Below are 19,081 nucleotides of genomic sequence, written 5' to 3' on the forward strand. Positions count from 1 at the left end.
TTTCTAGGCATTAATGCCTCCGACTGTAAGTTTTTTTATCTTGACTGTTGGCAGCCCCATAGTTACTGGCACACCCTGACCATCCTTTCCGCATGTATTTGGTGAATCAGAAATCTTAAGATCATCACCAACCATAGTAATATCAGCAAGAGCCTGTGGCCCGTTACCAATTATATTTATGTCCTTGATAGGTTTTGTAAGTTTTCCGTTTTCAATAATATAACCTAATTTGACAAAGAAAGTAAAGTCACCCGGACCAATATTTACCTGACCGTTACTGAAATCTTCAACATAAATGCCTTTTTTAACACTGGCTATGATCTCCTCTTTTTTATGAGGTCCGTTTTCCATATATGTTGATCTCATCCTCGGGATAGGCACATTTCTGAAATCCTGACGGCGTCCATTCCCTGTTGGTTTTACATTGTAAAATTTTGCACTTATTCTGTCGTGAATATAACTTGTAAGTTTTCCATTTGTGACAAGCAGCGTTTTCTCAGTTGGTACACCTTCATCATCGATATTGAGAGCACCACGGTCATTGGGAAGGGTTCCATCATCAATAATTGTGACGAAATCTTCAGCAATCTTCTGGTTCATCTTGTCAGAAAAAATCGATGTCTTTTTACGGTTAAAATCTGCTTCGAATGAATGTCCCATTGCTTCATGCAGAAGAATTCCGGAATCACCTGCAGCCATTACAACTTCCATTTCGCCTGCAATTGGTTTTACGGCATTAAATAAAACTGAAGTTTTTTGAATCGCCTTAGCTGCCAGACCATCTACAAGTTCATCAGTAAGAAACTCAAATCCTTTGCGATATGATTGATAAACAGCTGCATTTTCGATTCTGCCATTCTCTTCCATTATACAAACCGCATAAATCAGAGTCATTGGGCGGTAATCCCAGGAAAGTACTCCATCTGAATTGCAGAAGAGTATATAGGATGTTGAGTCCTGATGCGAAACATTCACTTTGGTTACCCGTTTATCACCGTCGAAAATCTTATCATTCAGTCGGGTTATAAAGGGTATTTTCTGGCTGATAACTGTTTCTTCCCATGGTGTATTTATCTTATAATATGAAGGAGGATTAAATTCACTGAACACTTCAGTTTTAAAAGATGAAGTGCTGTCAGCAATTGAAGCAGCAGTCTTCGCGGCTCTCAGCATAGAGTCGAGTGAAGTATTCTCAGAATATGCGAAACCCGTCTGGTCGCCCTTAAGAACGCGTATCCCTACTCCAAAGTTTACATTAGAATAGGCACTGTTTACTTTCTTGTCCTGCAATGATGTCGCATGACTTACTGTGTGTTCAAAAAAGAGGTCGGCATAATCAGCCCCCTTTTCCATAGCTGCCTGTAATACCTTCCGGAGTTGATCTGGTGTTACTTCAAAATGATCGAGATAACCTGCAGCGCTTTCCGAAACAGGAGATCCGCTGCAAGACTGAAGTAACGAAGGAACAATCATCGTGCCCGCAACAGTAATACCGCTCAGCTTGATAAATTCACGGCGTTTTAGATTCATGTGGATTACATTAATTGATTATCTAATAAAGTTATGACAAATTGTTTTATTTAGAAATTTTTTTTCAATGAATGGTTATGCAGAGCAAACGGATTGCTGTTTTTGGTTAACAACCTAGACCAATAAATCCATTAACCGCAAAGGTCGCCAAGGATTTTCGCAAAGTTCGCAAAGAAGAGAATTGCCGGATATTAGCTTTGCGTTCTTTGCGCATGCTTTGCGTACTCTGCGGTTAGAAAGATTTCTTGCTCAAAAAGTGTTAAAAAAACATAATAAATCACCTAATTAATTGGCAGTATATATTTTACGTTATATTTGAAAAGTTACAAAAAAATATGATTAATATGAGAAAGACTATCTTTATAATTCTGATATCAGTGCTTGGCCTGAACGCTGCAGGACAAGATGTTGCGCAATGGCGCGGAACAAACCGCGACGGCATCTATAATGAGAAAGGTCTGCTTAAAAAATGGCCCGATGGAGGTCCAAAACTTCTCTGGCATTTTGATGAACTTGGCGACGGTCATACTTCCGCTGCTGTAACTTCTAAAGCTATCTTCATAACAGGTATGGTGAACGGACAGGGGTGGATCTATTCATTTGATCTGAAGGGAAAACTCCTCTGGAAGAAGGAGTACGGAAAAGAATGGGCTGAGAGTCATAATGGTGTAAGATCAACACCTCTGGTTATTGGTGATAAACTATATCTCGAGAGCGGTTACGGCCTGCTTCTTTGCATGAAAACATCTGATGGCTCATCCGTATGGACTGTTGACCTCGTTGCAGAGTATGGAGCCAGAAACATTCAGTGGGGATTTACCGAGAACCTGTTTTACGACGGAAATGTATTGTATTGCACTCCGGGAGGCATCGATGCAAGTGTGGTCGCACTCGACAGAAATACTGGTAAAATGATCTGGAAGGCAAAAGGAATTGATGAGAAATCAGCATATTGCTCACCGATGATGGTGAACCTGAGGGACAGAAAAGTACTGGTTACATTCCTTCAGACATCTGTATGTGGTTTTGATGCAAAAAATGGTGATGTGCTTTGGAAATTTGCTCATACAATAAGACCTGATGTTCATCCGAACACTCCGATATACAAGGACGGACTTCTTTTCTGCACAACAGGATACGGCAAAGGCAGTGTAATGCTTAAACTCGCCGCTGACGGTAAAAGTGTTTCTGAGGTTTGGAAGCACGAGATGCTCGATCCAAAAATCGGTGGTGTCGTACTTCTGAACGGGAAAATTTATGGAACCGGCGACAGAAACAAATTCTTTTTCGGACTCGACTGGCTCACGGGAAAAGAACTTTTCCAGATAAGGGATCTTGCTCTGGCTCCTGCCAACATAATCGCAAACGACGGATTATTATATATTTATGCTGAATCAGGAAAGGTGTCGCTTGCTGAACCGAAAGCCGATGGCATCAATGTTATAAGTTCATTCGATGTTCCATATGGTACCATGACACATTGGGCCCACCTGGTCATAAAAGATAAGAAGCTTTATGTAAGGCATGGCAATTCGCTGATGGTGTATGATATAGGGGCTTAAGGGCATAGCTGTCAACCTAAGGATTCTGAAGATAGTCTAGAGTAGTTGAAACAGAAGGCATAACTATTTCAATATCAGGATATTGTTTGGTGAAAAGTCTCCCCTCCTTCAAAAGGAGGGGAGACTTTTTTATGCAGTTTCTTATCCATTCCCAAAGCTTAAGTTGACGACTCAGGGCACAGGGTATTGGCAACACGAGTGCGATTTGTGTGACCTGAATTTTTTTCACTATATTTCCTTCATCATTTAATATTTTGAAGAATGAAAAGGATTTATATTGCAGTGCTGCTTTCAACAATAGCCATAGCCATTCATGCTCAGGAGATAAAGTTCCCGGCGAACATCTATGATTTTCTTGAAAACACCAAGATTTTCGAGATTAACCAGGTAGAGGGTCATGTGCCGGTCGTTCCATATTTAACCTCAGATGAAGCACTGAAGAATAACCGTTCTTCTGCAGGCAGTATATTATCTCTTAATGGTACCTGGAAGTTCCATTTTGCCGATACTCCTGAAGGAACACCTTCCGGATTTTTTGCGGAGAACTATAATGATAAAAAATGGGATACAATTCATGTCCCATCCAACTGGGAAATGCAGGGTTTTGGCGACCCGCTGTTTCGCAATGTAAAGACTCCGTTTAAACCAAATCCGCCATTTATTCCAAGAGAATACAACCCTACAGGCTCTTACAGAAGGACCTTTAATATACCATCGGCATGGAAAGGAAAAGAGATCTTCCTGAGAATGGAAAAGGTGCAATCAGCTTCCTTCGTGTGGATAAACGGAAAAGAGTTAGGCTATAATGAAGGGGGACAGGAGCCGGCAGAATATAACATCACAAAATACCTGAAACCGGGGAAAAACACTATTGCAGTTAATGTGCATAAATACTCCGATGGATATTACCTGGAAGACCAGGATTACTGGCGTCTTGCAGGGATCTTTGATGATGTCTGGTTAATTGCCACACCGAAAACTCATATTTTCGACTGGTATGCCACAACCGACCTCGATGAAACTTATACCAATGCGAAGCTTGAACTTTCGATAGACCTGGCAAATTTTTCACCAGCAACTGTTAATGATTTCACAGTAAAAGCAACGCTATACGATTCAGATAAGAAAGTGGTGAAAACCCTGGTTTCTGATAAGGTTTCAGTAAGCACTGAGGTAAGGAAAACAGTTAAATTATCTTCCGAAATTTTAAATCCGGCAAAATGGTCTGCTGAATATCCCAATCTCTACACCCTCACATTTGAGTTAATAAATCCTGAAGGAAAGACTGTAGAAGCGATAAATGGCAGGATAGGCTTCAAGGAGACTGAAATCCGTAACCAGGTTTTTTACCTGAACGGGGTCCCTGTGAAACTAAACGGCATAAACAGTCATATGCAGCATCCCACTCTCGGACATACAATGGATGAGCAGACTATAAGAAAGGATATGAATCTCTTCAAACAGTTCAATATCAATTGTGTAAGAACTTCACATTATCCTCCTGTTACCAGATATCTCGAGCTTGCCGATGAATATGGTATCTATGTAATCGACGAAACAGGTGATGAATCGCATGCAACTGAGTATGTTTCAACACGAAAAGAATGGGAAGAAATGTATCGCGAAAGAGCAAGGAAGATGGTGCTTCGCGACAGGAACCATCCTTCAATACTTTTCTGGAGTGCAGGAAATGAGAGCGGTGAAGGTGATAATATCTGTGCTGTGATTGATGAAGGTAAAAAGTATGATAAAACACGATACTGGATGTATGGCGGCAATGCATTCGCACAGCGTTGCGAGGATATAATCGGTCCGCGTTATCCTAAAATATCAGATCTTATAACAAATGTGTTTCTTGTCCCTGAAAGCTCAGATCCGCGACCATCCTTCCTTGATGAATATCTTGCTGTTACGGGTAACGGAGGCGGTGCTCTCGATGATTACTGGGAAGCATTTTATAATCATCCGCGAAGCATGGGCGGGGCAATCTGGGACTTTGTAAGCACCGGGATAGCCGAAAAAATCCGATCACTTAAAGATGGCTCAGGAAATAATGTTCAGGTGAATATTATGGGAAGGGCAAAACTGGTTCAAGGATCGGAAGGCAAAGGAATTGACCTTAACGGTCACGACCAGTGGGTGGAGGTTTACAGGGATGAGGTGCTTGAGATAAGCGGTGACCAGCTGACTTTATCACTTAAGGTGTTCCCGAGAGCCCTCAGCAGTTCTGCAGGTACACTTATAACCAAAGGAAACTGGCAGTTTGGGATCCACCAGATCAGAAAGGACTCACTGGAATTTTATGTTACTACAAGGCAAAAAAGAAAAACCCGGATAGCGCTTCCGCCTGACTGGGAGAATAACTGGCACACTGTTGTGGCAGCATATAACGGAAAAGAGATCGTTCTCTCAATCGACAATAAGCAGAGTGATCCTGTTCCTGTTACGGGAAATATCCGCAACACACCTTTCCCTGTTAACATCGGACGAAATGTTGAAATACACGGACAGGAAACCACTGTTTATATATGTGATGCAATAATCGACCAGGTTGGTATTTTTTCAAAAGCTGTTTCCCCTGAAGCGCTTCAGAAGCCAACAGATGATCTGAAAAAGCAGGCCGCTCTCTGGCTCGATTTTGAGGAGATAACTGAAGGAGGTGAGTTTTATAGTTACGGAATAGGAGCCAGGACATACGGATCTATCTGGCCCGATCGCAGACCCCAGCCTGAGATGTGGCAGATCAAAAAATCGGCTCAGCCGGTTTCAGTGAAGCTTGTATCAGCTGAAAAAGGGGAGGTCGAAATTCAAAACAGGTATCTGTTTACAAATCTGAATGAGCTTGATGCTAAGTGGCTTATTCAGGAAAACGGCGAAACAGTGCAGAGCGGAAACATTACTGTTAATCTTGCCCCTCAGAAGAAGATGGTCTTAGCTATTCCATTTAAAAAGACTGAAATAAAGAAAGGCGCGGAATACTCACTGGTGGTCAGCTTCCTGCAAAAAGGAAAAACTGCCTGGGCTGAGCCGGGATTTGAAATTGCCTGGGATCAGTTAAAACTGCCATGGAGTGAGAATATAATCAGCAAAACTGAGGAATCATCCGGAGAAATGTCAACGACAGAAGATAAAGAGAAACTTACTGTCTCAGGAAAAGAATTTGTTTATGTTTTTGATAAACTGAAGGGTACACTTGTTTCGATGAAATTCAACGGAAAAGAACTTATAAAACAGGGTGCCGCACTCAATGTATGGCGGGCTCCTCTTGCCAACGAGACTGACGAATGGGCCTTCTGGGGATCAAATAACAAACACCGTACCGATGGTTACGGGCGTTTTGCAGCTACTGAATGGTACTCCTCGGGACTTGATAAACTTCAGCTTTTCAGCGAGTTATTCAGAGTCTTAAAGGATGATGACAATGAAGTGCAATTTGAAGTTAAAAATGTGATGCAGCTGGGAACAAAGCGGGGTTCCTTCATGAACCATTACCTGTATACCATAAAGAGCGATGGGGAGATTACAATCGAGCACTCAGTTTCTCCCGACGGAGATATGCCATCGTGGCTGCCGCGCATTGGCGTTGACTGGATTCTGGATAAGAGCCTTGGCAATGTTCAGTGGTTCGGACGTGGCCCCCAGGAGAATTACCCCGACAGAAAATCGGGCTATAAAACAGGTGTTTATAAATCAACTGTTATCGACATGTATGAGCCATACCTGATTCCTCAGGATTATGGATTAAGATGCGATAACAGATGGGTAAGGATGACCGATGAAAAAGGTACAGGACTGGAATTCAGCGGAGAAAAACTGTTTAACTTTAGTGCTCATCCATATTCAGAGGAGAACCTTACAAAAGCGTTATATACCTATCAGCTAAAGCCTTTTGATGGTATTACCTTCAACTTTGATTATGCAACAAGCGGAGTTGGCTGCACTGCCCTCTCTGTGTTTCCTGCATACCAGGTTATGCCGCAGAGAATCGATTTTGTTATTAATGTTAAACCTGTAAAAGAATAAACCCTAAATGTCTGAGAATTTTTATACCAATCCTGAAGAAGTAAGGGACTTTGTTACCAGGTTGTCGGAAAAGACAAGTTCCGAACTGTCAGCAATTATTACAAGGTACATAAGTTATCGTCCCGAAGCAGTGGAAGCAGCTCTTTATGTTTCAGTAGAAAAAGGGTTGATATCCTTTGATCTCAGGGAGTTGTTATGGCAGCAAATATCATCTTCATTTAAAGCACATGAGAGCAATATAAAGCATTACCGGTGGGAGAAGAGCAATGCATTTATCAAATATTTTGCAGGATACAATGATGAGGAGATCTATGAAATAATTGAAGACCCGAACAATATTGCAATTGACGTATATCATGCTTTGCTATCGGCAGCAAGGGAGCGGGAACTTATCTCAGATATTGATTTTAACAAGCATTATGGCGAGGCTAAAGAGGCAATAATGAGAGAGGAGGATATTAATCGTAATCTTCTGATTGATATTTTCGGGTATGAAGAGGGACCGGATGAGTCGCAGATCGAAATTGACCTTGAAGCTGAAAGGGAGAAGTACTGGAAGTGTCCGAATTGCCATGAGAATGTTGGAATGGAATATGCTATTTGCTGGAACTGTCAGTCCTCAGTTCCGGAAGAGATAGTCCATCCTGATCCTGTGGAAATAAGAAAAGAGCTTCCTCAAAAAATGCCTCCTTCCCTGGTCAGAATTGGTTTTACACTAATTGGAACGGGAATATTCGTATTTGCCATCGATCTGTTCCGGCACTACAGGTACAGCTCATACCTTCTGACTCATCTTGGTGGTTATATTGTAAGCGGCTTTTTCGTTTTGTTAGGTTTGGGATTTATTATTTACGGGGCATTCGTCGGGAAGAAGATTGATTAAACTCCTGCAAATTCCATGAGATCCCTCGCTGACGCTTCGGGATGACACATAATTCATGGTTCGTGGGGGAAAGAAGTGGCGATTCGATGAAAATTTATCTGTTATGAAAGATTCTTTACGAATCGCCACTTCTTTCCCTTCCTTGTCCCCAAAGAGTCCTGTCATCCCGAAGCGAAGCGAGGGATCTCCCAGTATAAGCAGGAATAAGTTTTAAGCAGCAATACCTGTGGTCTTCCTGAAGAATCCCCAAATAGTTACAGCACCAACCACCACAATAGCCGCTGCCGCAGCAATTACTATTGATTTATAGTCATCCTGTCGTTTTATGATGATCCCTGTAAATGCCCATATCACTGAAAGTCCGATAAACGGATTGCTTATCCTGTAAACAGTTAATGCAACAATTATAGCACCAATTGATATCATTATAATAGTCCAGGCTTCCTGGGATAATCCAAATCCAATCCAGTTATAACTTACAAGAAGCGCGGTAACGTTGGCTATAGTTGCTATACAGATCCAACCGAGGTAGATGCCGAAAGCAGATTTGATAATTCCGAAAGGCAAATCCTGAATAGCCATGTTAATATATATCAGCGACACGAGCATGCCGGCCATAACAAGAAGAGAAAGAGGAAGTTTGCCGTAATGCCATGTCACAATCCATAAAGCATTCAGGACACATGATATTCCAAAAGCAAGGCTGATCTTCGAAATTGTTATCTGGTTCGATCCTGTAAATTGCACAATTGTATAAATCAGAAGAAGTATATAGATTATTCCCCAGATTGAAAATGTAATTCCTGCCGGTACAAACAGATTCGGAAATGAGTCTGAAAGTTCGCCGGTGTTCTTATTATTCAGAGGAAGCGCATTAGCCAGATAGTTCATCACTATCATTCCTGTAAAAAAAACAAGGTTTATATATTTCATCATTTCCTGAATTAGTTAAATAGTTATTTTTTACTCTTCTTTACACTTTGCACAAGATGTCTTGCGGTCCTGCGGTCTTGCGGTCTTGCAGTCTTGCGGTCTTGCAGTCCCCCCCAGTCACGGTCGGTTGCTGAGCGAAGTCGAAGCAAGCCGTAACGCCCCCTAGTACGACCAATAAGCCGGCCCGCTCTCAACAAACACTACCGGAACATCTTTAATAAAAGTCTTCACCCACGATGCACAAAAATCCATTCCTGCCTCTTCTGATGAGATATGTCCCAGGAAGATTATTGCCTTGTTTCTTCCCTGTGAAACAGCGTCGCGGGTGTACTCATATGTTTCCCACTGAGGCGATTCCCCTGCGAGTACGACATCAACGTCTTCTTCCCTTAGTAATCTCATATGTGTAGAACTACCCGGAGCACCGGCAGCAAACCTTACCCTGGAAAGTTTCATATCCCTGTTGCCGATGACATAAAAGGCATTTGACGGAAAGATTTGCTTCAGGTATTTAAGCAATTCTTCAAGCGTAGTCTCTGGTAAAAGATACTGCGACAGATTACCATTTACCACATACTTTTCCCATTGCAGTTTTTTTACCATCCCCGACATGATTCCATCTGGTTTGATGCTGTGGATATAATCGTGAAACCTCCAGATAACCAGATTGTTTTCCTTAATATACCGGCTCTTTTCAAGGTAGACCGGATCATTCTGAAACTGGGTTGTCTGATCTGTATGATTATAGTATAAAGGCTCATGCACGATAATCAGGTTACACTTTTTTTCAACCGCCTTTTTCAGAACATCCATTGTAGCGAACATTGTTGTAACTATTCCTGTAACAGGTGTTTCGGGATTTCCTTCCTTTATAACATCAACAGTACCTGGTATCTTCTGGCTCCCGGTCTTACTGATAATCGTTTCAATAATCTGCCCTGCCGAATTCTGTCCGTAAACAGGAACAGTTATTGCGATTGAAATAATAATAACAAAAGCCTTTAATATCGTCTTCATAGCAATTCCTTTTAAATTCATATTCTCAAATTTAAAACAATTTACCCACTATCTGTTAAATTCCTGGTTTTTTACCTTTTAACAGTCTTGCCATAACCTCTGATGAGGAATGATAATCATCATAAGAAAGTTTCCCCTCCTTTTGAAGGAGGGGTGGTCGGGATGATTGATTATCTTATATATACAGTATTCTATTTCCCGACCGGGGTGGTTGATTCATTGATTTCTTCTCAGTGAGATGTATGAAAAAGGAAAACAATCTTAACCGCAAATGTCTTTATTTTTCTAGGTCATTACTCAGGAATATGGCCACATTAGTTGAGGTTGCTTTGTGACAATCAACCACCCCGGCCGGTATCCGCATCTGCATCATAATTTAAAAGTGGTCCGGCCACCCCTCCTTCAAAAGGAGGGGAAATTTATTATACATATCTTCAATACTTTACACTTTATTTTTGTACTAAAATCTCTCACTATTCTACTCTATTTAGTACCTCAGGATGACGGCTATACCCTTTACGCCGTTAAATAAACAACAACACCAACAGCTGCGCAACAAAAATTCTCAGGAACATTACCAGCGGATAAACAGTTGCATATGCTACCGCCGGTGCTTCAGACTGGGCGATACTATTGGCAAATGCGAGGGCAGGGGGATCAGTCATGCTGCCTGAAAGCAAACCGCAGATCTCGAGGTAATTTTTGCCAAGGTATATTCTTGTGAAAAACCCTACAATCAGAAGCGGCAGCAATGTTATCAGGGCACCATATCCCATCCAGATTAGTCCGTCACCAGAAAGAAGTGTTGGAATGAATTTCTCACCTGCAACAAGTCCAACGCTGGCAAGGAACAGGACAATCCCGATTTCGCGGAGCATTAGATTTGCACTTGGTGTGGTATATGAAACAAGTGAGAACTTATAACCGTATTTACTTAATAAGATCGCTACAATGAGCGGTCCGCCTGCAAGACCAAGCCGTATCGGATTAGCAATTCCGGGGATATGAAATGGAATGCTTCCCAGGATAACGCCCAGAAGTATTCCAATGAAAATTGGTACAATATTGGGTTCATTAAGTCTTTTTATTGAATTCCCCAGTTGTGCTATCACTTTTTCCATTGACTTCTCATCACCTACAACTGTAAGTCTGTCACCCATTTGCAATATTAGATTCGGAGTGGCTACAAGCTCTATTCCTGACCGATATACACGTGTAATGTTTATATTATATCTGGTTCTTAGTTTCAGCGACCCGAGATCTTTGCCAAAGACATCCTTGTTTGTTACCATTATACGGCGGGATATCAGTGAGCCCGATTTTGCTGAAATGTCCATATCGCTTTCCTTGCCGATTATACTTACTACTTCTGATATTGAACCCTTCTGGGTAACGACAAGGATAATATCGTTCTCCTGCACTTCAGTATCAGAGGCAGCAAGTATCAGCTCTCCGTTGCGAAGTATTCTCGAAACAACAACTTCCCGGTTTATTATCTTCGAGATCTCAAAGATCGTTTTATTGAATATCCCCGGATTTGTAACCAGTATGCTTCTTTTTTCAGGCAGAGTCTCTGTCGGATGCAGATCAAGGTTAAATTGTTCTATTTCTTTCTGAACGTTAATACCCAGGAACTTTCTGATTGCGAACATTGTAAGAATTATGCCAAGCACGCCAAAAGGGTAAGCGACTGCGTAACCGAGTCCGATTTCAGGGACAGGTGCACTACCGGAAATCTGTACAAGAGCCTGTTGTGCAGCACCGAGTCCGGGTGTATTTGTTACAGCTCCCGACATTACTCCGACAAGCATCGGAAGTGATTTGCCTGTTATGTAATGAAGAGCCAGTGTTGTTGCTCCGCCCAGCAGGACAATAATCATTGCCATGAGATTAAGTGATAGGCCTCCCTTTTTAAATGAAGAGAAAAATCCCGGCCCAACCTGCAGCCCGATTGAAAATACAAACAGGATCAGCCCAAAGTCCTTTACAAATTCAATGACAAGGTGGTTTGCAGACAATCCGAAATGGCCTGCAGCCAGACCAGCAAAAAGTACAAATGTGATGCCCAGCGAAATCCCGGATACTTTTAGTTTTCCCAGAAATACCCCGATTACAATTATTAAGCTGTAAACCAGTATTGTATGCGCAACAGTTTCTTTAAGAAACAGATCAATCAGCCAGGTCATATTTCAGAAATATTTATCCGCAAAAGTATGAGAATATCCGGACAAAATTATGGTGGTTTATCATGTTTCTAATAACCACGGAGACACGGAGAGCACGAAGTTTCACGGAGATAAGCCGTTACACCCAACGCTAAGCAAAGTCTCCAGACTTCGCCGAGCCCCGGGTCGTGCGCCGTGTGTCGTGTGTCGTTCGCCTTTGCGCCCTTGCGCCCTTGCGCCTTTGCGCCATAATCAATAATCTTTATCACAAAATCACCGTTTATTCGCTATACTTTCTATATTTACATCCAACCTCCCTTGTAAAACATATTAAATGACATACGATTATATTGTAATTGGTTCAGGATTCGGAGGAAGCGTTGCCAGTCTGCGTCTCGCTGAAAAGGGCTACTCAGTTCTTACCATTGAGCAGGGTAAACGATTCAATCCGGAAGATTTTCCAAAGTCAAACTGGAACCTGGCGAAATACCTCTGGGTACCTGCATTACGTTTTTTTGGCTTTCAGAAATTATCATTCTACTCAACAGCTAGCATTCTAAGCGGTACAGGTGTTGGCGGCGGAAGTCTTGTTTATGCCAATACACTCTATATTCCTCCTGATGAGTTTTTTAACAACTTATCGTGGCACCGTTTTGGTGACTGGAAGACTCTTCTTGAACCCTTTTACGACAAGGCCTCATTTATGCTCGGCAGGAAGAAATATTCAAAAATGAATATTGAAGACCAGATGCTTGAGGAGGTTTCAACGGATATGGATGCTCATGAGACCTTTGAGTCCGTGTTTGTCGGTGTAAATATTGACGGATCGGAAACTGAATCGGATCCGTATTTTAACGGACTTGGCCCTCTCCGCAAAGGCTGTATTGAATGTGGCGGATGCATGGTTGGCTGCAGGGAAAATGCAAAAAACACTCTTGACAGAAATTACCTCTGGTTTGCAGAAAAGATGGGAGTGGAGATCCTTCCTGAAACCAAAGTCGAAAAAATCTCTTTTGTTGACAATCAATATATTATTGAAACAAAGAATATTACATCTCTTTTTTTGAAAAAGAAGAAGACCTTCAAAGCTAAAGGGATTATTGTTGCCGGTGGTGCTTTAGGAACGCTCGACCTTCTTCTTAAACAGAAGTACAAGTATTCGACTCTCCCGCTTCTTTCTGACAAACTGGGACATGAACTCCGAACCAATGCTGAAACGCTGTGTGCGGTGTCTGGTGCTTCTCAAAAACTTAATAATGGTCTGGCCATTACTTCAGTTTTCAGTCCCGATGCATTTACCCATGTTGAAATTGTCAAATATCCCGACAAATCAAATGCTATGAAGTGGTTTTTTGGACTCTCTGTAGCCGGGGCTTCAACACCTCTTAAAAGAACATTATTGCTTTTTAAGAAGAGCATTACACATCCTTATCTATTCCTGAAGACACTCTTCAATTTCAGCTGGTCATCCAACATGGTAATATTCCTTGTCATGCAATCGGCAGATAATGCAATGAGAATGGTCTGGAAAAATAATCTCTTTGGCGGTAAGATGAAGATAAACAACCGGGGACAAAAAAGGGTCCCGGCCTATATTCCGATCGGACAGGAGGTAATGGAACGATATGCAAAAAAAGTAACGGGGATCTCTCAGAATATCCTGCTTGAAGTCTTCTTTGACAGACCTACTACTGCTCATATTCTTGGAGGCTGCCCAATGTCGGAATCAGGTGATACCGGAGTGGTTGATAAGAACCTGAAGGTACATGGCTACCCTGATTTCTATATAACAGATGGCTCTGTTATTCAGGGTAATATAGGTGTTAATCCAAGTTTTACAATTACAGCAATGGCAGAATACTGCATGAGCAAAATTCCTGTTAAACCAGGACATAACATTTCAGATATTTCAAAACAATTATTGATTCTTGAAGAAATATGGAAACAGAAGAAATCAGCATAATTCTCGAAAATCAGCGAAGATTCTTTGCTTCAGGAAAGACGCTTGATGTTTCTTACAGGATTGCGATCCTGAAAAAACTGCGTTCTTTAATACTTGAAAATGAACAGGATATTGCAGATGCTCTCTGGAAGGATTTTCATAAACCGGAATTCGAAGTTATAGCCACCGAATCGAGATTTGTATTAAAGGAACTGAATCACACTATTTCGCGTCTTAAAAGGTGGTCGCATAAAAGAAGGGTTAGGACTCCCTTAGTTCATTTCCTTTCGCATAGTTATATTTCTCCCCAGCCATATGGGCAGGTTCTTGTATTATCTCCATGGAACTTTCCGTTTCAGCTGGCTTTCATGCCACTTATAGGAGCCATTGCAGCAGGTAATTGTGTTGTTCTGAAAGTCTCACAGCAGGTACCAGCCATTGCAAAAGTAATGGAGAAGATTCTGAGTTTTCTTCCGGTTGAACATGTTGCATATGTTTATGGCGATCACACTGTTAGCGACCAGTTACTTGATTATAAGTTTGATTATATTTTCTTCACAGGCAGTCCGCGTATCGGTAAACATGTTATGCAGAAAGCATCACAGAATCTAACACCGTTATCGCTCGAACTTGGAGGCAAAAACCCATGTGTTGTTACTGCAGATGCACGACTCGATTACGCTGCAAAAAGAATTGCCTGGGGCAAGCTGATCAATTGCGGACAAACCTGTGTCAGTCCCGATTACCTGCTGATTGATAAAAAAGTACAGGATAGATTTCTTGAGCTTATTACACAGGAAATCAGGAATTTCTATGGAGAAGATCCTGAGAAAAGTAATGATTTTGCGAGAGTAATAAACTCTGCAGGCGTAAAACGGCTCGAGGCTTTAATGAAGGCTGGAAATATTGTCACCGGCGGAATATGCAAACCCGGTTCAGGGTATGTTTCTCCCACAATAATAAAAAATGTAAAACCCGATGATGCCATTATGCAGGAAGAGATCTTCGGGCCTGTTTTGCCAGTTATCGGTTTTGAGAATATTGAGGAGATCTATCCGATTATTGACATGAATCCTAAACCACTCGCTACCTACATATTTTCAACGAGTAAAAAGACAATCAGGGAATTCATGATGAGGACTCAGTCGGGTAGTGCCAGTATCAACGAAACAGTGATGCAGATAGCCTCACCATATCTTCCGTACGGAGGAATCGGAAGCAGCGGAATGGGAAGGTATCATGGAAAGAAATCATTTGAGACCTTCTCTAATATGCGGTCAGTACTCGTCAAGTCAAACCTTTTGGATATCTGGCTCCGCTATCCTCCATACTCAAAATTCAAGACTAAGATTGTCAGTTTCCTTATGAAGTAAAAAATTGTCTTGCAGTCATATTTCTTTTTGCTAAGCGAAGTCTCCAGACTTCGCTTTCCATAACCTGCAGTCTCCAGACTGCAAAATACTTAACGACGAAGTCAGGAGACTTCGCCGAGCCATAAGTCTTCGGTCTTCGGTCTTCCGTCTCCGGTCTTCCGTCTTTTCGAACATTTTCCGCTTCTCATATGTTATAATGATTCTAAATAAGATCATTATTAACAATGTATTTTTTAAGTTAAATTGAAATGAAGAAAACAATAATAATTACTGCACTGGTTGTTATACTGACTTCTGTGGGTCTGACTGTGTTTGTCAGGATGACCACAGACAGCGGGAAAGAAGCTTTGGCTTTTGCAGAGGCAAAAAGAGGAACTTTTGAGATATCAGTCTCAAATACAGGGGAACTTATTGCTGAAAATTCAATCGATATCAAGGGCCCTAATGTGGTAATGAATATGAATTTCAGGGCTGCACCAATAAAGATTACAGACCTGGTGCCAGAAGGTACCATTGTTAGGAAAGGTGATTATATAGCAACTCTTGACAGATCAAACTATAACAATACCCTTAAGGATGAGATGGATATCCTTAAAAAGAATCTATCTGACCTTGAAATGAAGATCCTTGATACAGCAGTTGTCTTAAGTTCTTTACGCGATGAGATCAGAAATCAGCAGTTTGTTGTTGAGGAAGCCTCTATCACAGTCGATCAGTCACGGTTTGAACCTCCTGCTGTACAGCGGCAGGCATCATTGAGACTTGACAGGGAACAGCGTCTGTATACTCAGAAAAAGAAGATTTATTCGCTCAGATCGGCTCAGAGCATTTCAGAGATAAGAGCTCAGAAACTAATAACGGATAATCAGAATTCAAAAGTTCAGGACCTGCAGGCTGTGTTAGCGGGATTTACAATCACAGCCCCTACTGATGGTATGGTTATTTACAAGAAAGACAGGATGGGAAACAAGATTAAAACAGGATCGATTCTTAATCCATGGGAACCTGTGGTAGCGACTTTGCCTGATTTATCATCAATGTTATCAAAAATATATGTCAGTGAGATTGAGGTAACAAAGGTGAAAAAGGGACAACCTGTTCACATAACTATTGATGCTTTTCAGGGTAAATCATATTCAGGAAAGGTTGCACAGATAGCCAATATAGGTGAACAGCTGACCAATTCAGATTCAAAAGTCTTTGAAGTTCTTGTGAAAATAGATGATTCTGATCCGGGATTACGACCAGCCATGACAACAAGTAACAAAGTGATAACAGGTAAATTTGAGAATGTGGTATATATTCCCGAGGAGAGCCTGCATGCCGGGGCTGACAGTGTTCCATATGTTTACACTAAGAATGGAACGAAACAGGTTGTTATTCCGGGAGTTTCGAATGAGAAAAATATTATCATTGAGCAGGGACTCGATGCAGGTGACATACTATGGATCTCAACACCTGAAGATGTGAAAGATTTTTTGCTTGCAGGATCTGATCTGATACCGGTTATTAAGGAACGTGAAAAGGCAAGGCGACTTGAAATGAAAACTAAAAGAGCGGATAAAGTACTTCTTACTCAAACTGATAACAAGACCTTACCAGTCGAGTCCGGTCGCGGCGGTACATCTGTATCAACTGTTTCTTCCGGTATTAACTAAGTAGGGAATCGGAGTTTTTGTGTAAATTTGATAATTATTTACACAAACTCAGCAGTAAATGGTATCAAGGTTATTATACTGGATTCCAAGGGTGTTTACAATCCTGGCGATAATTTTTATGATGATTTTCTCACTTGATGCTTTCGAAGGCAATGAACCCCTGGGAAAGAGATTAATTGGGTTCCTGATTCATAACATCCCTGTATTCATTCTCATTATAATCCTTGTAATAGCCTGGAAAAGAGAGCTCATCGGAGGAGTTCTTTTTATCCTTGCATTCATAGCCGGCGGCATATTTTTCAAATCCTTTTCCGGTAATGCTGCCTCACTGATTGTGATAGGACCTTTCTTTGTAACAGGGGTACTTTTTATTCTCCATCATTTATTTTACAGGAAATAGCTCACTCAATTACTCCCGTCTTCGGTCTCCTTTCTTCTGACTTCCCCGCACCCCGTACCCCGTACCCCGCACCTAATTCCCCGCCTCCCAAACATAAGTCCCTGCTGCCCCCGGACTCAATCTCACTGAAGCTAACATTCCATTGTACTGGATTCTGAATGACGAAACAGTATAAGTATCATTTACAACAATAAGTACAATTTTGCCATCAGGTGTTCTGAATGCGACATTTGGAAGTACAGGTGAGTTTTCAATTATTGCAGCCCGTCTGATTCCCTGGGATTCCTCGTCCTGGGTTATACTGACAGATTTATCCCCGGTATTTGTCGATCCGATGCGGACAGATCCCGGTCTCACAAATTTTGATGCATGTGCAATATTGTAGTATGCCAGGTTTCTTGATACATTATCACCATCAAGAGTAAGCGCACCCTGACACATTGAACAGCCTCCATTATCGGTATGAGGATCATTCTTCGGATCAGCAGCCAGGTTCCATAGTATGACATTCCTGCTCCAGCTTCGCGTTGTACCTATAATGAGCCTTTTAACCTGCGCAGCAATATTTATTGTTTTGTCACCCGGACGTTCAACTACCATCTGTTCAGTGAAATAGAGGTGTTTATCAGGACGCGCAATATGAAGATCAGCCATCGCGGCAATTTCTCCGCCATAGTGGTGAAAACCGCTTCCATCTACATACTTTGATACATCAGGGTCATTCAGAATCGCGAGAGGATAGTCGATGCGATCGAGATTATGATCGAAAAGGATGATTTTTGTTTTTAGTCCGGCCTTATTGAATGCCGGTCCGAGATTATATTTGATAAAATCTGCCTGTTCATTCCAGAACCACCTCATGCTAGGTGTGTTGTTTGTATTCAATGGCTCATTCTGAACGGTGACAGCATCAATTGTTATCCCCTGTTCTTTCATTGCCTGTATGTATTTTACAAAATACCTGGCATATACATCATAACACTCTTTCTTCAGAGCACCACCTCTAATATTATTGTTGGTTTTCATCCATACTGGTGCAGACCATGGCGATCCGAGTATTTTAATATCAGGATTAATGGAGAGTATCTCTTTCATAACAGGAACTACATCTTTCAGATCCTGCGAAAGAGAAAACTTCTTCAGTTCGAAGTCGGTTTCATTTTCTTTAAGATCATTGTATGAAAAGGTAAAGCTGTTCAGATCAGAAGAACCTATGCTGAGACGTAAATAACTGACGCCTATGTTGTTATCATTTAGAGCAAAAACTTCATTCAGAATTTTTCTTCTGGCTGCCGGACTCATTTTCATTAGAAGCTCAGCAGTGCCGCCTGTTATCGCATAGCCGAAACCGTCTATCTCCTGGAATTGCTGTGCTTCATCAATAATTATAGTAGCACCACCGCCTCTGCTGGTTCCGAAGAAGACACTATCAGTCTGTTTCTGGAATAAGGCAGACCTGTCAGCATTTGTAACCCACGATTCTACATATTGTTTTTTAGAATTCTGGGAATAACCTGTTACAATTGAAATTGTAACAATTGTTACAATCATGAGTAATCTATTCTTCATCACTTACTTTGATTAAATATTTCTTA

12 protein-coding genes are annotated in these 19,081 nt (G+C 41.5%); 7 read left to right on the forward strand and 5 right to left on the reverse strand.

Annotation, left to right across the window (positions count from 1 at the left end; translation table 11 throughout):
• Window positions 1–3: 3 nt before the first annotated feature.
• The gene (locus IPJ16_09070; GenBank protein MBK7627326.1) at window positions 4–1,530 is read right to left on the reverse strand and encodes a TldD/PmbA family protein; all 1,527 of its coding nucleotides are present in this window, start codon (window positions 1,528–1,530) and stop codon (window positions 4–6) included.
• Window positions 1,531–1,874: 344 nt separating this feature from the next.
• Between IPJ16_09070 and IPJ16_09075 the strand changes: the two genes are divergently transcribed.
• The 3 genes from IPJ16_09075 to IPJ16_09085 all read left to right on the forward strand — a co-directional run bounded on the left by IPJ16_09075 (window position 1,875) and on the right by IPJ16_09085 (window position 7,998).
• On the forward strand, window positions 1,875–3,092 hold the full coding sequence (locus tag IPJ16_09075) for a PQQ-binding-like beta-propeller repeat protein (GenBank protein ID MBK7627327.1): 1,218 nt from the start codon (window positions 1,875–1,877) through the stop codon (window positions 3,090–3,092).
• A gap of 261 nt (window positions 3,093–3,353) precedes the next feature.
• Window positions 3,354–7,115, forward strand: a complete 3,762-nt coding sequence (locus IPJ16_09080) for a DUF4981 domain-containing protein (GenBank protein MBK7627328.1) — start codon at window positions 3,354–3,356, stop codon at window positions 7,113–7,115.
• A 7-nt stretch (window positions 7,116–7,122) separates the two neighbouring features.
• Window positions 7,123–7,998, forward strand: a complete 876-nt coding sequence (locus IPJ16_09085; protein ID MBK7627329.1) for a hypothetical protein — start codon at window positions 7,123–7,125, stop codon at window positions 7,996–7,998.
• A gap of 210 nt (window positions 7,999–8,208) precedes the next feature.
• On the opposite strand, the gene IPJ16_09090 is transcribed toward IPJ16_09085, so the two are convergent.
• From IPJ16_09090 to IPJ16_09100, 3 genes are all read right to left on the reverse strand, one after another.
• On the reverse strand, window positions 8,209–8,934 hold the full coding sequence (locus IPJ16_09090; GenBank protein ID MBK7627330.1) for a tryptophan-rich sensory protein: 726 nt from the start codon (window positions 8,932–8,934) through the stop codon (window positions 8,209–8,211).
• 159 nt (window positions 8,935–9,093) lie between these two features.
• Window positions 9,094–9,948, reverse strand: a complete 855-nt coding sequence (locus tag IPJ16_09095) for a Nif3-like dinuclear metal center hexameric protein (protein ID MBK7627331.1) — start codon at window positions 9,946–9,948, stop codon at window positions 9,094–9,096.
• Window positions 9,949–10,472: 524 nt separating this feature from the next.
• A complete protein-coding gene (locus tag IPJ16_09100) occupies window positions 10,473–12,134 on the reverse strand; it encodes a putative transporter (protein MBK7627332.1) in 1,662 nt (553 codons plus the stop codon).
• A gap of 313 nt (window positions 12,135–12,447) precedes the next feature.
• On the opposite strand from IPJ16_09100, the gene IPJ16_09105 reads away from it, so the two are divergent.
• The 4 genes from IPJ16_09105 to IPJ16_09120 all read left to right on the forward strand — a co-directional run bounded on the left by IPJ16_09105 (window position 12,448) and on the right by IPJ16_09120 (window position 17,486).
• A complete protein-coding gene (locus IPJ16_09105) occupies window positions 12,448–14,076 on the forward strand; it encodes a GMC family oxidoreductase (GenBank protein MBK7627333.1) in 1,629 nt (542 codons plus the stop codon).
• Window positions 14,052–15,428 (forward strand): aldehyde dehydrogenase family protein, encoded by a 1,377-nt coding sequence (locus tag IPJ16_09110; protein MBK7627334.1) that lies wholly within the window; start codon window positions 14,052–14,054, stop codon window positions 15,426–15,428. The genes IPJ16_09105 and IPJ16_09110 overlap by 25 nt, the downstream gene beginning before the upstream one ends.
• A 248-nt stretch (window positions 15,429–15,676) precedes the next feature.
• Complete coding sequence (locus IPJ16_09115) at window positions 15,677–17,086, forward strand: efflux RND transporter periplasmic adaptor subunit (protein ID MBK7627335.1); 1,410 nt, start codon at window positions 15,677–15,679, stop codon at window positions 17,084–17,086.
• A 58-nt stretch (window positions 17,087–17,144) separates the two neighbouring features.
• Window positions 17,145–17,486: a hypothetical protein gene (locus IPJ16_09120; GenBank protein ID MBK7627336.1), complete on the forward strand. Its 342-nt coding sequence runs from the start codon at window positions 17,145–17,147 to the stop codon at window positions 17,484–17,486.
• 72 nt (window positions 17,487–17,558) lie between these two features.
• Here IPJ16_09120 and IPJ16_09125 read toward each other — a convergent pair whose 3' ends face one another.
• A complete protein-coding gene (locus IPJ16_09125) occupies window positions 17,559–19,055 on the reverse strand; it encodes a glucosylceramidase (GenBank protein MBK7627337.1) in 1,497 nt (498 codons plus the stop codon).
• Between the last annotated feature and the right edge of the window lie 26 nt (window positions 19,056–19,081).

This window comes from Bacteroidales bacterium (genome assembly GCA_016709865.1).
In the GTDB taxonomy this organism is placed as follows: Bacteria; Bacteroidota; Bacteroidia; order Bacteroidales; family VadinHA17; genus LD21.